This window comes from Prosthecobacter debontii (genome assembly GCF_900167535.1).
GTDB lineage: Bacteria > Verrucomicrobiota > Verrucomicrobiia > Verrucomicrobiales > Verrucomicrobiaceae > Prosthecobacter > Prosthecobacter debontii.
The window spans coordinates 57,392-70,538 of sequence record NZ_FUYE01000016.1 but is presented as its reverse complement, the minus strand read 5'-3'; the positions used below and the strand labels follow the sequence as shown (position 1 = coordinate 70,538).

Below are 13,147 nucleotides of genomic sequence, written 5' to 3'. Positions count from 1 at the left end.
TGTTATGGCCACTCCACAAGAAATCGAACTCGCCGCCCAAGAAGCCGCTAAGCAACTGGTCAGCAGCGGCAGCTTCAATCCCTCCTCCAGTAAACTCAAAGCCGCCTGCGGCGTGGAAAACCCACTCTGCAATGGCATGACCAAAGAAGAAAAAGCCAAAGTCCAAGCGATTGTGAAGGACCGACTGGACCAAGCCAAAGAGCTCACCAAAACCCTGCCTGCCCTGATGGAAGATCGGGACCGTGCCATTGATCGGCTCAAGGCGGTGACGGCGATGGTCAACGACTGTCGCGACAATGTGAAATTCGCTCAGGAAGAACTGGCGACCGCTGTGCCAGGATCTGCGCGCGAGGCGGAGCTCCAGCGCCGCATCCGGGATAACCAGCAAAGGATCGACCAAGACTTGCCGCTAGTCACAGAAAATGCCACCCGCGTTACCCAAATTGAGGACCAAATGAAACGGGTGACCCAAGCCGCCGTGGGAACCGCTGTGAAAAACGATCCCACCGATCAGTCCGTCCCCGTCAAAAAAGCCATGGCCGAAAAAGCGGCTCAGGAAGCTGCTCCTAAAGAGTCCAAGAGCCTCCTGCAGACCATCCGGAGTAAACTCTCCTGATCCCGCCCAGTCGGCTCCATTCAGAGTTACTGATTCGGGATTCCAAGTTCGGAGCCCCGCCTTCAGCCGGAAGCTGGTGCGCAACGATGGAACCATGAGCTCAGCCTAACAACGAGCTTGTTTTCACTCCCGCCTTGGCCTCTCCAGCGCTCTATCCCCCCAGCGGCCCCGTCAGGCTCTGGCGCCGTGCCTCACTCGGTGTGATGCCATAGGCTCGGCGGAACTGGCGATTGAAATTGGACAAGTCCTCAAACCCACAGGCATAGGCCACCGCCGCGATGGTGTCCGTGCTCTCCCGCAGCAGCGCCTGAGCACTAGCTAGGCGGATCTGGATCAGCGTCTCGATGAAGGTGCGCCCGGTGAGCCGACGGAAGAAACGGCTGAAGGACTCCGGCCCCAGACCCGCCACCTTGGCCACATCCGTCAGCGTCACCGCCTGCTGATGATGCGCATGGATGTAGCGCAGCACCTCATCCAGCCGCTTCCGGTCCACCAGAGACACCGTCTCCTCAGGCATGGCCGCCTTCAGCCGCCGTGCGGTGGACTCCGGGGCGCGGGCCACCTGCTCCAGTACATCCAGCAGCAGCGTCAGACGCTGCACCGGGCTCAGCCCGCTCAGCTCCCCCAGCCGCCGCAGCATCTCCCCCGCCAGCGCCCGCTGCACGATGATGCCCTGCACGGCCTCCTTCAGCAGTTGCCGCACCGCCTCCAGCTCCGGTGCCTTCAGCACCCCGCCGCCCAGCGTCTCCGGGTGAAACTGCACCACGATGGCCTCGGACTTCCGGCAGCGGCTGTCACTGAACCACGCATGCGGCAGGTGCGGCCCCAGCAGCACCACATCCCCCGCCTGGAACGGCTCCACCGTATTCCCCACAAAACGCTGCCCATACCCCGCCGTGATCAGCGTCAGCTCGATCTCCGGGTGATGATGAAACGGCGCCATGAAATGCCGCCCCGAGATCTCTTTCCAGGCAAAGGAAGAGTCTTCCGGCATGTCAATGCGCTCAAACTGAGATTTGGTTCGCGACTGGGTCACCATGATAGCATCGTAAACAAACGTCCCCCTTGAACGTCTCGCCGATGGGTATTCTCTGTGACAAATCTCCTTTTATGGCCTCTTCACCCGACTCCGCCCCAGCCCCTACCCCCGAGGCCGACGCCAAACACGGCCCCCGCCGCGAGCTGAAGTCCCGCCAGACCGGATGGGCCCGCCTGCTCTCCCGCGCCCTCATCGCCTCCGGCATCTCACCCAATGCCATCTCCGTGCTCAGCATCCTCTTTGCCGCCGGGGCCATGACATGCTTTTTGTTCGTCACCGACGCCACCACCCCTCTGGGCAATGCCCTGCTCTGGTTCGGAGCCGCCGCCGGCATCCAGTTCCGCCTCCTGTGCAACCTCATGGATGGCATGGTGGCGGTGGAAGGAGGCAAGGCCTCCGCCACCGGCCCCATCTACAACGAAGTGCCTGACCGCATCGCCGATGTGCTCATCCTCGTCGGTGCCGGCTACAGCACCCGCATCGAGCCCGGCGTCATCAAGCTCTTCGAGGCCCTCCCCCTCGGCTGGTCCTGCGCCGTCCTCGCCATGGCCACCGCCTACGTCCGCCTCCTCCAGGGCACCCTCACCGGCCAGCAGAGCTTCATGGGCCCCATGGCCAAACAACACCGCATGGCCGTCCTCACCCTCGGCAGCCTCATCGCCCTGGGCGAGAGCCTCGCCAGTCGCGAGCCCGTGGCCATCTACTGGGCCTTGGTCGTCATCCTCATCGGCTCCCTCATCACCTTTGCCCGCCGGTTAAACCTCATCGTCAGGGGCTTGCAGGCAGGCAGGTAAAAGAGGCTGTTTTCACTTCGGGTTCTTGAGCAACCGATCCCGGATGCCCGTCATCCAGCGTAAAAAAAACGGCACCCAAATCGCCACGAGTCCGATCCCCAGGAGATTACCGAACAATCCGCTGATTTCCTCATCCTGAGCGGGTGTGATTCTTCCCGCGAGATGCACGTCGGTGACATACATCCCGATGGCAATGACCAATCCACCGAAGATCAAACTCAGGATGGCAGCCTTCTTCGCGGTGCAGGATTTCATGGGGATCAATGACTGGCTAGACTCTGTGGTTTGGGCGAACAGTCAAGCTCCACGAATGGGTCAGACCGCCATTCGTGATTCCTATCAAAACGGAAACCGACCCACGCGCTAGCCAATAGAGCAAAAGCGTCCACCACGCCGCTGGCATGGCTCGGAGCCCCGGCTTCAAACTCATCCAAGCCTCATGACGCAACCGGAGATGGATGGACCTCGGGCCACCCCCATCTTCACGTCATCGTTTCACCCACTTCGCAAGTGAGACGATGGCCCCAACTTCAGCAGCTCACCTTGGGATCGGCCTTGCGGCTTTTGAAGCTTCGGAGACCATAAAAAAGGCCATTCAAAGCGGCGATGACGATCACAATCTCCAAGACACCTGGACGCAAGATGGACCCCATCAAGGCCCCTATCCCCAGAGCGACACTGAGCCAAAAGAAGAACGATTTCATGGTTGGATTTGCGGTTAATTTGCGCCCTTCATCCCCCAGAGTCTGACACGCTGGCGAAAAGGAGTCCAGACCAAAGCGAGCCCGGCGTCAGTGGCCCGGTTCGCGTCGTCGCTCAGGACGCTTGTCCAGAAGTCAGTCCTGGAAAAATCCGGCCCTGGCCGGACTGGACTGGAATGGAAAACTGGAACTAGGATGGCTCGTCGGTCTTTCCTGGCCGAGTGGGATCAGCAGTGACCGTGACTTTCCTTTCCCGGAGAATGCCGCACACCAGCGGAATGGCGAAGGGAAGGCCCAGAAGGATCAAGACCGTTCCCAACACTTTGCCAACTACCCCCACCAGCTGTTCGCAGCCACATAGACGGTAACGCCCTTCGATCCTCTGGGGCACACCTTTCAGGGCAGGCACGCCGTGCTCGACTTTCAGTTTAGCCTCATGGGTTCCCTTGCCTAACAAAGGGATTCGAAAAAGCGGCACCTGTTTGTCTCTCAAGGTCCGATGTTTAAGTAAGAGGGGCATATTGAGTTCCACCTCCGGCCCGACGGTTAAGGTGGCCTCTAAAGGTGCCATCATCTCCATCAGTTCTTCGCGATCTTTTTCCTGAAACTCTTCGGGCAGCTTTAACCGCAGTTGAGCGGAGTGGGGAATCTTGCTGAGCTGCACGCAGGAGAAGGTAAACTCTCCAGGCTCCGAGAGATCCACTGGGCCTTCCATTAGAAGGTGGTTTCCCCAGGTTTCAAAATCGCGGTCGTTTTGAAAACCCAGCCATAACGAGGTCAACCCGATGCCTAGAAAGCCAACAGCCAGGACAGCCAGAATGATCCTCCCCACAGTCCATTTCACACGCATGGGCCTGTTCTATTTCCCCCGGCTTCCGATGTCGAGATTCAACTCTCCAAGGCCTCTATTTTTTCCCAGTCCGGTTCCCCCCCCCGACGGGTGTGCAAACGGAGCGTGCGAGTTTGCTATCGCCGATTGATGGGTCAGAAAGCTGGCTGGGGGTTGTCCGAATTCCGAGTCCGATAAAAGTCCGGTCATTGATCGGACTGGACAGGCTTGACCTTCAGCATTTTCTACAGTGAATCATTTACGCATGGCAAAAACCAATGGACATGGCAACCCCGATTGGACTCGCGAGGAGACCATTCTCGCTTTGGCCCTCTATGTTCAACTCGGGGAGAGGGAGTGTCTTCAAAGCACCCCCTTGTTCAAAAGCTATCAGAGGACCTAAGACGGCTGCCATACCATGCCCTGGCAGCCCGAAAACCCTCGTTTCGAAATCCTTCAGGCGTCGCCTTTAAAATACAAAACTTCAGAAATGTGGCGACTGGAAAGGGCTTGGCGCATGTGTCGAATATGGATCGTCAGATATGGGAGGAGTTGGGAGAAAATGCTGACGAACTTCGGTATCAGGCCGACTTGATTCACCGGGCTTTAGACTCCTTGGATAAACTGCGCCTTGAGGTGGAAGATGACCAGTTTAGGGAGGGACGACTGGTCACAGAACTGCACAAACGACGTGAACGAGATCCTAGACTCCGAAGCCGATTGCTGAAGCACAGGCGCAGTAAAGGAGCGTTAAGCTGCGATATCTGTCAAGTCGTGGCAAAGTCGGCCAATGAGTCCTATGAAGATGCGATTTTTGAAGCCCATCATTTAAATCCTTTGTTCACAGGCGAGCGTGTATCCAGCTTGCAGGATGTGGCTTTACTATGTGCGAACTGCCACCGACTATTACACCGCCTGATCGCTCATACCGGCCGATGGATGACACTTGAGGAAGCTCGGGCGACTTTGATCTGATTTCATTCCAGTCCAGTCCGGCCAATCCCGGATTTTTCCAGGACTGACTTCTGGACTGCCGAGTCAGCCCTGCACCGCTGCCACGCTTTCATTCACGGACGGAAGATCAGGAATCCGCTAACCTCCGAAAGGTGGCGGCTGAAGCGCCCGTCCGTCCGGAGGGCTTCATAAACGGAGCTTCGGGCGGAAGCGGGGCAATGGCTTTGAAGGGCAAGCGCAGCCTCTTTTCGCGACATCGTTTTATCTCCGTCCTCAAAGACGGCGGCTAGGTCTTCGAGGTCGATGGCACGTCGTTTGTTAGGCCCACCATTCTCCCACTCATCCCAATCGAAGTCTGTGCAGCGGGCGAAGAGGCCATCGCGACGGTGCCAGACGGTGGGCTCGCCCATGGGGCCGTCGTTGTTCTTCGCGCAGGTGAAGAGGAGGCGGTCATCGCTGCCCTGGGCGGTGACGGGCTCCAGGACAAAGGCGGCGCGGCAGGCGCTGCCGATGATGTAGCTGCCGGAGAGTTCATTGAGCAGGTCACGCCCACGACGGCGCGGGTCACCGAGGCTTTGCTTGCGCAGGTGATGGACGATGACGATGGCGGGCTTGGGGATCTCGGCGGGGATGACGGAGTGGATGGCCTCGATGACGGCCCGGTAGTCCCTGGCCTTATCATCGTCCACACAGCGGTTCCAGGGATCAATGGCCAGGATGCCGGGCTGGATCTGCTGGAGCCAGACTTGCAGTTCCTCGCGGAAAACAGGGTCGGTAAAGCCGATGCCAAAGGGCGGTGGCGGGGTGATGTGCAACCAGTCATCCAGATCATGCCCCTGCACCTGGATGGCGCGCAATTCATTGCGGACGCGCACGAGGCCGTTTTCATTCTGGATGATGGCGGTCTTGAAATGGGCATTGACGGAGAGGCCCATCCATTCGTGTCCTGGGCCGAGCTTCCCGGCGATGGCGAGGGAGGTGAGCAGGCGAGATTTCCCACAGCCAGGCACGCCGCCGATGACGGTGATGTCTCCCCGGACGAAGTGATGCTCCCCGATGAGCAGAGCATCGGGCGGCACGACGTAATTCAGGTAAAACGAAGGCGGCTCGAAGGTGATGCGCGGCGGTGGTGGCTCCTCTTGAACCTCAGCCGATGGGGCGCTGAGGGTCTCGGTGACAGGCTCAGGGATGTAGGTGATGATGCGTTCTTCCGGGGTCATGGGAGGGTGTGGGTGTTCGTTCTTGGTTCGTTGTTGTTGGTTCTTGGTTTCCCGAAGGTGGGGTCATTGGACCGAGTCACGGGTTCGGAGTCCCGGCTTCAGCCGGTAGGGTTTGGGGAGTCTGGGCTTTTCGCCCGCGTTTATTTGATATCAAAATTTGTTAGGGGGTGAGTTTTTGAAGATGCAGGTGCTCGGTCGAGTCCAGTTCCACCGCGTCGTTCAGGTCTTTGATCGGGCGGCCATCCTGACGGTGAAGTTCGCAGAGCTGAAAGATCTGAACCGCGCTGCCATGGGCGTGGAGTTGGTCGGCCCAGGTCTTGGCACTGGCCAGTCCGCCGCCATCGGCATCCTGATGCGGATAGATGCGCACGGGGCGTCCGCCGATGAGGTCCAGCGCCTCGGGGGCGATGCGGCTGCCTGCACTGCGCCCCAGCATGGCGATGGGCAGCACATCCCAGGCCTCGGCCCTCAGAATGAAATGCAGCGCAGCCAGGTAATCCGGCCCGCCCTCCACCAGCATGAGGGCGCGGATGTGGGGCAGGTCCTTCAGCACCGCCGCGCCCACCGGCCAGTCCTTGTGGCTCCCGCGCAGCGTGTGCGCCTTGCGCTCGCCTAGCCCCGCATACTCGGGGAAGGGCAGACCATCCATACGCCGAGCCTCGACGATGCGCTGCGCACCGTCCCCCAGCAGCCAGCAGGGGCTGCCGCAGATCTCGGCAAAGGCCAGCGTGCCCAGCCCTCGCGCCAGGGCGACCGCGGCAGGATCGAGGCCGCGTGAGCGGGCCACGGCCTCCACATTGGCGGCGGAACCGCGATGCAAAACCGTGCCGGGATTGCCTGGGCCTGGGCCTGGGCCGGGACTTGGGGTTGGCGTTGAATTGGGGCGCTGGCTCTTGAGGCTCACCGGACGACCGCCACGGTGGGCCTTCGTCGCGCAGGATTGGGATGTCGAGCCACTGGGCTGAGGCTGCACCCCGGCCAGCGCCAGGAAACGCCGCGTGGCCTCGGCATTGTCCACCTGACACGCCGCGGCGATGAAGTCGATGACATCCCCGCTCTGCCCCGTGCCGTGATCCTTCCAGCGGCGGCCCGCCTCATGGATGGAGAAGGAGGGGTGTCGATCCTGCCTGAACGGGGATCGGCAAGCTTTTCCCGGGGAGCCTTGGAGGCCGAGTCTCTGCCACACCTCAGGGATGAGCAGCTTGTCTTTCAGTAACCGCAAATCGTTTTGCATACCTGCCTGCCTTCATGGAACAGGCTAACCAGAAATCAAACCCGAAATGTGATTATTTGCGTTTTTAGTGAATCATTGAGTTTTAAACACCGATTCACGGCAGACTCGGTTCAGGGCCCGCACGGCCCGTGCGGGCCCATAGCTCATGGGGATCATAGGTGATCCGATGGGCGCCGAAGGTGCATTTGGGCTCATCTCCCACCGTGCGCCAGGTCATCACCCGCTCCTCCCTCTTGAACACCGAAAAACTCCGATCAGGGTCGTTCAGCCAAACGATGCGGATGTCGCCCTCGCAGAGGATGGTCGTCTGGCAGCAGGCATGCTCTGGCATGTAAAGTCGGAGGCAACGATCCAACGGATGCGGCTCAACGCCTTGGAAAGGCAGGCCATACACCCACACCGAGCCATCGGGTGACAGACTCTTCAGATTGCAAGCCCGAGGCCGAAAATGCAGGATGCGTGTCACCACCGGCCCCGCAGCCCAACCGACAACCGCCACGAGTGCCAAAACGAGGAGAACTTTGGGCCAGGTCTTCATACACGTCGGGGGATAGGGGGCCTCATCCACGGTGTGCCGACTCATCAACGTCCTCCAAGCACAATCGTGTTTGGCGCAAATGATCTGGTGACACCAGCCCATTCCTTGGCCAAACGATCCGGCTGCGGAAGACGTGTCGTTCACTGTCACGACTGCCGTATCCAAAGACAGCCGGATAGTTCGGTCGCAAAGTCGCTCGATGCAGCTGCATGTCCTCGACCGAACACATCCGGCCTACCCTTCGCTCTGCCTCCGCCGCTCGGAGCCCCGGCTTGAGCCGGACTCTTTGACCTCAGCCAGCTCCCGAGATTCCGCCTGAAGGCGGGGCTCCGAACGGTGAATGCCCAAGACCCCGCGGGCAGGTCAAAGAGCCAACTCCTTCACCCACGCCTTCAGCGCCTCCCCGATGTCGGGGTGCTGGAGGCCGAAGTGGAGGTTGGCTTTGATGAAGTCGAGCTTGTTGCCGATGTCGTGGCGCTGGCCGTCGTAGCGGAGGCCGTGGAGGGTCTCCTCCTGCATGAGGGAGGCCATGGCGTCGGTGAGTTGCAGCTCGCCGCCCTTGCCTTTCGGGGTCTTTTCCAGATGATCAAAGATGCGGGGGGAAAGGACGTAGCGGGCGCTGACGGCGAGGTTGCTGGGGGCTTCCTCGGGCTTGGGTTTCTCCACGAATTGGGTGGCGCGGATGAGGCCAGGGGAGATCTCCTGTCCGCCGAGGATGCCGTAGCGGCTGACCTTTTCCACCGGCACCTGCTGCAGGGCCACGGCGGAGCCACCATGCTGCTCCACCACATCGGCGAGCTGGCGGGTGACGGGGCGGGTTTCATCCTGCGTCGTCACCACCGTATCTCCCAGCAAGACGGCGAAGGGCTCCTCCCCCACATGGTCCCGAGCGTAGAGGATGGCATCGCCGAGGCCGCCCATCTTCGGCTGCCAGATGAAGTGAATGCGGGCCATGGATTGCAGACGGCGCAGCGCGTGGAGATCCTCCGTGCGGCCCTTGGCCTCCAGCTCGGCTTCCAGGTCAAAGGCGGGGTGGAAATGCTCCTCGATGGCGCGCTTGCTGCGGCTGATGACCATGAGGATGTCGGTGATGCCGGAGGCGACGGCTTCCTCCACCACATACTGGATCACGGGCTTATCCACGAGGGGCAGCATCTCCTTCGGCACGGCCTTGGAGATGGGCAGAAAGCGGGTGCCATAACCGGCGGCGGGGATGACGGCTTTACGGACACGAACGGGAGCGGAAGACATGGGGGCGAGCCTAGCAGCGGTGCACGGGGCTGCAACTGCGAGGGCGGACATCTGTGAAAGGTGTTGCCGACGATCAAGGCCCGTCCGCCGCCTTGACTTCACTTCAACAGCTCAAGCAAGCGCGTCTTCAGAGCCTGGGCGGCGGGCAAGGTCGTCGCGGAGTCCTGGGTGGCGGGGAGATGATGGATCACGGTGCCGGTCTCTTCGACTCGGAAGGCCTTTTGCAGCGTGGTTTGGGTGGCCGGGGAGGGATCTCCGAGCACGAAGACCTGCATGAAGCGCTCTTCTTTACCCCGAGCCGCCGCGACGAAGCGCTCCAGACTGGTGGCATCATGGGCGGCGGGGATGGCGGCGAGACGGAGCGTCTGAGAACCGGACTCTCCGGTGATGGCGTGTGCGACCGATAAGAGGGTGGCGAGGGCCTGAACTTCGGCGGTTTGACGGGCAGGATCCGTGTCACCGTAAGGCACGAGCACGAGAAGGATCTCGCGGAAACGCTTTTTGTTCGTCAGCTCGACATCCACGTTGGAGAGGTCAATCCCGCCCTGCTGGAAGGTATCGCGCCGGACTTGGTAGCCCATGTTTTCGGCGCCCATGCTGGACTCCAGATAGGCCGCCACGGAGGGCAGAAGCTTATCCGGCGTTTGACGGTAAACGTCCTGAAGAATGCTGATGTGTCGGGCCAGCCCCGCTTCAGTGATGTCTCGACGCAGGGCCAAGGCATACTTGTAGCCACGCTCTTCCACCTGGACCCGCTTCACCCACCAGATGCCAAAGGAGGCGATGCCCAAGATGACGGTGCCTAGGGGGAAGATGATGAGGGCCGCACGAATGACGCGCCCTGAAGTGGCGTTGGCTGGAGTCGCAGAGGAAGGTGGAGGAACGTCGGACATGGTGGGGAAAAGCCCGGTGGGTAACGGGCCTCAAGCGCCATGCATAGGCCGGGGCGGGCTTGGGCGCAAGGTGGAGAGGAAGCACACTCGGGGTCTTACCTCTCACCCACCACGCCCACTCATTCAGCCTCGGCGCTGACACGCATCTTCTGGAAGGGCACGCTCTCCACCACAGCCTGAATCATGGACTGGAAGTGATATTCAGCCGCCACGGTCTTCTGCGTGATCTCCTTCACGGCCAGTTTGTCGCTGTGTTCCAGACCACGTCCTAGGGCGAAGGTGAGAAGGTTTTCGGTGAGATTGCGGGTGAAATCACCGGCCATGTCCTTGGCCAGGATATTGCGCAGCTCGACCATGTTTTTAAACTGCTGTCCGCGCACGAGCTGCCCTGCGGCATCGATGGGCAGGCCTTTTTCCGAATCCCGGTAACGACCGATCGCGTCGTAGTTCTCGAAGGCAAAACCCATCGGGTCGAGGAAAGCATGACAACCGGCGCAGGAGGTGTGCTCGCGATGCAGGGCAAACTGCTCACGCAAGGTCATCTTGGTCTTTTTCACCTTGGCCTCATCCAGAGGCGGCACGCCCCCGGGAGCTGGTGGGGGTGGGGTGCCCAAAATGTTTTCCAGCAGGTATTTCCCACGCTTCACCGGTGAGGTGCGGGTTTGCCCGGAGGTGACGAGAAGGACGGTGCCCTGAGTCAAGACGCCGCCACGGGGAGTGCCCTGGAGGGAAACTTTTTCAAACTTGTCACCTTTGACATCTTTGAGGCCATACCACTGCGCCAGCTTCTTATCGGCAAAGGTGTAGTCGGCGTTGAGGAACTCCACCACGCTGCGGTTTTCACGCAGGATGTGATCGAAGAAAAGCTGCGTCTCTTTCTTCATGCTGCCTGCCACACCGCCCTTCCACTCCGGGAAAGTGCGGGTATCTGGGGAGACGATGTCCATGTCGCGAATTTGCAACCATTGACCGGCAAAGTCTTCGGTCAGAGCCCAGCCACGCCAATCCGCGATCATGCGTTTAATCTCAGTCGCGAGGTTCTTGCGCAGCTCGCCCTTAGCGGCCAATTGCAGCAGCTTATCATCCGGTGGAGCGGACCAGAGGAAATAAGAGAGGCGGCTGGCCAAGGTGTATTCATCCACGAGTGCGACACCGTCTTTGACCTCGCCGACAGGTTGGGGATCCCCCCGGAAGAGGAAGGACGGAGACACCAGCATTCCTTCGAGAACGAAGCTGAGCGCACCGAGCGGCTTTTCCCCTTCCTGGAGCGCCAGGCTGGCAAAGTCCTGCCACTTCTTCTTTTCATCCTCACGGATCGGGCGACGGAAAAGACGGGTGCCCATCTTTTCCACCAGGGCCGGGACCGCTTCTGCCGCAATGCCTGCGGGTTGGTTCAAGGGACCTTCCACACGCGCCTGATGAATCCACAGGTTTCGATCCGCTTTGGTTTCCGCCTCATAATAATCGTTGAGGAACCAGATCTGGAGTTCGTGACTGCCTGCGGGGAGCTCGGTCTGGAGATCGAAGGTCTGAGGCGTCTGGTTTTTGGCCGTCACGGAAAAGGCTCCGACGGTCTTACCCGCGATACGCACATCAAACTTGGCGGGTTCGTCGCCAGCCTGTTGAGCCCCCGCCTTGATGTTGATGCGATACTTGCCCGCGGTCGTGAGCTGAATGGGATGCTTCACATAACCACTGCTCCCCAGGAGGATGCCCCCCGTGTCTTTATGGGCACTCCCCTGCCCTTTTTCAAAATCCTCGCCGGTAAGCTGAAGGAAGGGGCGTGCCACAGGCTTGTTATCCGTCAACCAACGGAGGAAACGGCTACCGCGTGGAGGCAGCAAGCTATGAGGCCCGCGGATGGTCACGTCCTTCAGCACCACATTGCGATCACGCTTGGAGGCATCGGGATTGGCCTCATCACTGAAGTCATTGAGAAAGGCGACAGAGAGCTTGGACTCACCCGCTTTGAGATTGAGCGTGTAGGTGATGGTCTCCCACTTCGGATTCTCAGCCTTCCAGGTTTGTTTGATCTCAAAGGTGGAGAGTTCTTTGCCGTTCAGTTTGATACCGATCAGGGCGGGGTCTGTGCCAGCCTGAGTGGCCGCGGCTTCCAGCTCCATGGTGTAGGCTCCATCCGCAGGTGCGTAGAACTTCTGCGAGACTTCGGCATTGGCAAAGAACCAACGGAAGGTGCCGTCCTCCTGGGTCTCGCCCTTCTGCTTGTAAAATTTGCGCCCTTGGATCTCGGTGTCGAGATGCCCCGGAGAGCTGGCATCCATGGCATCCGTGGCCACTGACCTAGCCGCACGCATGTATTTCTCCATCAGCATCGGAGACAGGCTGAGCACATCCCCGATGTTATCGTAGCCATAGCCCGTGTCATCGGGGGGGAACTCACGTGCCGGACGGCTATCCACCAAGAGCAGGTCCCGAACCGTGTTGTTATACTCCGTGCGGTTCAGTCGGCGATAGGTGACATGGCCAGGGTCCGGCCTGGCAGGATCAAACCAAAAGATCGCATCATCGATCCAGGCCACCATTTCATCCCGCTGCTCCAGGCTGGGCTTCTCCTTTTTCTCTGGAGGCATGACGTGGGTGACGATCTGCTGACGCACATGATCCCAAAACTTCATGTCTGCACGGAGGGCGGTGTAATCCGTGTATTTGTCGAAGGTGAAGTTGCCCTTGTCCATGCCATCGGCGTGACAATCGAAGCAATACTGCACCAGCATCGGCTTGATCTTCTGCTCGTAGGCCGCCTGGCCACGCGTCGCCAGAGGCTCGGCCGCAAAGGCGCTAGCCAGGGGTAAACTCGACAACAGAACGATGGAACGAAGAACGGACATGAGGAGGCTTGGGGGGAAACTCGACGGCGTAAAGGGACGACTCATACTCTATACGCACGCTCCGGCCAGGAGATTTCCCACCTCGTGAATTGTCTGCTTTTCCTCCAGTGTTGCTTCCCGAAAGGGCCTCTGGGTCACGTGGGGGTGCGCGGCAATGCCCCCTGCCCCATTTCCCCAGCGAGCCTGCCGATCTAGGACGCCTCGGCTATGATTTCCGTTTTGAGCGGAC

At 60.1% G+C, this 13,147-nt stretch carries 12 protein-coding genes; 2 read left to right on the top strand and 10 right to left on the bottom strand.

Features of this window, described 5'->3' with window-relative positions; all coding sequences use genetic code 11:
* Nucleotides 1–4 precede the first annotated feature (4 nt).
* Nucleotides 5–616: a hypothetical protein gene (locus B5D61_RS19760; protein WP_078815160.1), complete on the top strand. Its 612-nt coding sequence runs from the start codon at nt 5–7 to the stop codon at nt 614–616.
* A gap of 151 nt (nt 617–767) precedes the next feature.
* On the opposite strand, the gene B5D61_RS19755 is transcribed toward B5D61_RS19760, so the two are convergent.
* A complete protein-coding gene (locus B5D61_RS19755) occupies nt 768–1,610 on the bottom strand; it encodes a helix-turn-helix domain-containing protein (RefSeq protein ID WP_176159551.1) in 843 nt (280 codons plus the stop codon).
* Between the two features lie 116 nt (nt 1,611–1,726).
* Between B5D61_RS19755 and B5D61_RS19750 the strand changes: the two genes are divergently transcribed.
* On the top strand, nt 1,727–2,449 hold the full coding sequence (locus B5D61_RS19750; RefSeq protein ID WP_217699020.1) for a CDP-alcohol phosphatidyltransferase family protein: 723 nt from the start codon (nt 1,727–1,729) through the stop codon (nt 2,447–2,449).
* Nucleotides 2,450–2,461: 12 nt separating this feature from the next.
* Here the strand turns inward: B5D61_RS19750 and B5D61_RS19745 are convergent, their stop codons facing one another.
* The 9 genes from B5D61_RS19745 to B5D61_RS19705 form a co-directional block, all read right to left on the bottom strand.
* Nucleotides 2,462–2,704, bottom strand: a complete 243-nt coding sequence (locus tag B5D61_RS19745) for a hypothetical protein (RefSeq protein WP_078815158.1) — start codon at nt 2,702–2,704, stop codon at nt 2,462–2,464.
* 275 nt (nt 2,705–2,979) lie between these two features.
* Nucleotides 2,980–3,153, bottom strand: a complete 174-nt coding sequence (locus tag B5D61_RS26440) for a hypothetical protein (RefSeq protein WP_176159550.1) — start codon at nt 3,151–3,153, stop codon at nt 2,980–2,982.
* Nucleotides 3,154–3,340: 187 nt separating this feature from the next.
* Nucleotides 3,341–4,000 (bottom strand): hypothetical protein, encoded by a 660-nt coding sequence (locus tag B5D61_RS19740; protein WP_078815157.1) that lies wholly within the window; start codon nt 3,998–4,000, stop codon nt 3,341–3,343.
* 1,046 nt (nt 4,001–5,046) lie between these two features.
* Nucleotides 5,047–6,153, bottom strand: coding sequence for an AAA family ATPase (locus tag B5D61_RS19730; RefSeq protein ID WP_078815156.1), 1,107 nt, complete (start codon nt 6,151–6,153; stop codon nt 5,047–5,049).
* A 160-nt stretch (nt 6,154–6,313) separates the two neighbouring features.
* Nucleotides 6,314–7,387 carry a CHC2 zinc finger domain-containing protein gene (locus B5D61_RS19725; RefSeq protein ID WP_078815155.1) on the bottom strand — a complete coding sequence of 358 codons (1,074 nt, stop codon included), beginning with the start codon at nt 7,385–7,387 and terminating at the stop codon, nt 6,314–6,316.
* A 94-nt stretch (nt 7,388–7,481) separates the two neighbouring features.
* A complete protein-coding gene (locus tag B5D61_RS19720; protein ID WP_078815154.1) occupies nt 7,482–7,925 on the bottom strand; it encodes a hypothetical protein in 444 nt (147 codons plus the stop codon).
* 363 nt (nt 7,926–8,288) lie between these two features.
* Complete coding sequence (galU, locus tag B5D61_RS19715) at nt 8,289–9,176, bottom strand: UTP--glucose-1-phosphate uridylyltransferase GalU (protein ID WP_078815153.1); 888 nt, start codon at nt 9,174–9,176, stop codon at nt 8,289–8,291.
* Between the two features lie 98 nt (nt 9,177–9,274).
* Nucleotides 9,275–10,069: a hypothetical protein gene (locus B5D61_RS19710; protein WP_078815152.1), complete on the bottom strand. Its 795-nt coding sequence runs from the start codon at nt 10,067–10,069 to the stop codon at nt 9,275–9,277.
* A 119-nt stretch (nt 10,070–10,188) separates the two neighbouring features.
* Complete coding sequence (locus B5D61_RS19705) at nt 10,189–12,918, bottom strand: DUF1592 domain-containing protein (RefSeq protein ID WP_139373382.1); 2,730 nt, start codon at nt 12,916–12,918, stop codon at nt 10,189–10,191.
* Between the last annotated feature and the right edge of the window lie 229 nt (nt 12,919–13,147).

Excerpts from the sequence above, each read along its gene's own strand:
- B5D61_RS19760 (WP_078815160.1), top strand. The coding sequence starts at position 5 with ATGGCCACTCCACAAGAAATCGAACTCGCCGCCCAAGAAGCCGCTAAG.
- B5D61_RS19755 (WP_176159551.1), bottom strand. The coding sequence starts at position 1,610 with ATGCCGGAAGACTCTTCCTTTGCCTGGAAAGAGATCTCGGGGCGGCAT.
- B5D61_RS19750 (WP_217699020.1), top strand. The coding sequence starts at position 1,727 with ATGGCCTCTTCACCCGACTCCGCCCCAGCCCCTACCCCCGAGGCCGAC.
- B5D61_RS19745 (WP_078815158.1), bottom strand. The coding sequence starts at position 2,704 with ATGAAATCCTGCACCGCGAAGAAGGCTGCCATCCTGAGTTTGATCTTC.
- B5D61_RS26440 (WP_176159550.1), bottom strand. The coding sequence starts at position 3,153 with ATGAAATCGTTCTTCTTTTGGCTCAGTGTCGCTCTGGGGATAGGGGCC.
- B5D61_RS19740 (WP_078815157.1), bottom strand. The coding sequence starts at position 4,000 with ATGCGTGTGAAATGGACTGTGGGGAGGATCATTCTGGCTGTCCTGGCT.
- B5D61_RS19730 (WP_078815156.1), bottom strand. The coding sequence starts at position 6,153 with ATGACCCCGGAAGAACGCATCATCACCTACATCCCTGAGCCTGTCACC.
- B5D61_RS19725 (WP_078815155.1), bottom strand. The coding sequence starts at position 7,387 with ATGCAAAACGATTTGCGGTTACTGAAAGACAAGCTGCTCATCCCTGAG.
- B5D61_RS19720 (WP_078815154.1), bottom strand. The coding sequence starts at position 7,925 with ATGAAGACCTGGCCCAAAGTTCTCCTCGTTTTGGCACTCGTGGCGGTT.
- galU (WP_078815153.1), bottom strand. The coding sequence starts at position 9,176 with ATGTCTTCCGCTCCCGTTCGTGTCCGTAAAGCCGTCATCCCCGCCGCC.
- B5D61_RS19710 (WP_078815152.1), bottom strand. The coding sequence starts at position 10,069 with ATGTCCGACGTTCCTCCACCTTCCTCTGCGACTCCAGCCAACGCCACT.
- B5D61_RS19705 (WP_139373382.1), bottom strand. The coding sequence starts at position 12,918 with ATGTCCGTTCTTCGTTCCATCGTTCTGTTGTCGAGTTTACCCCTGGCT.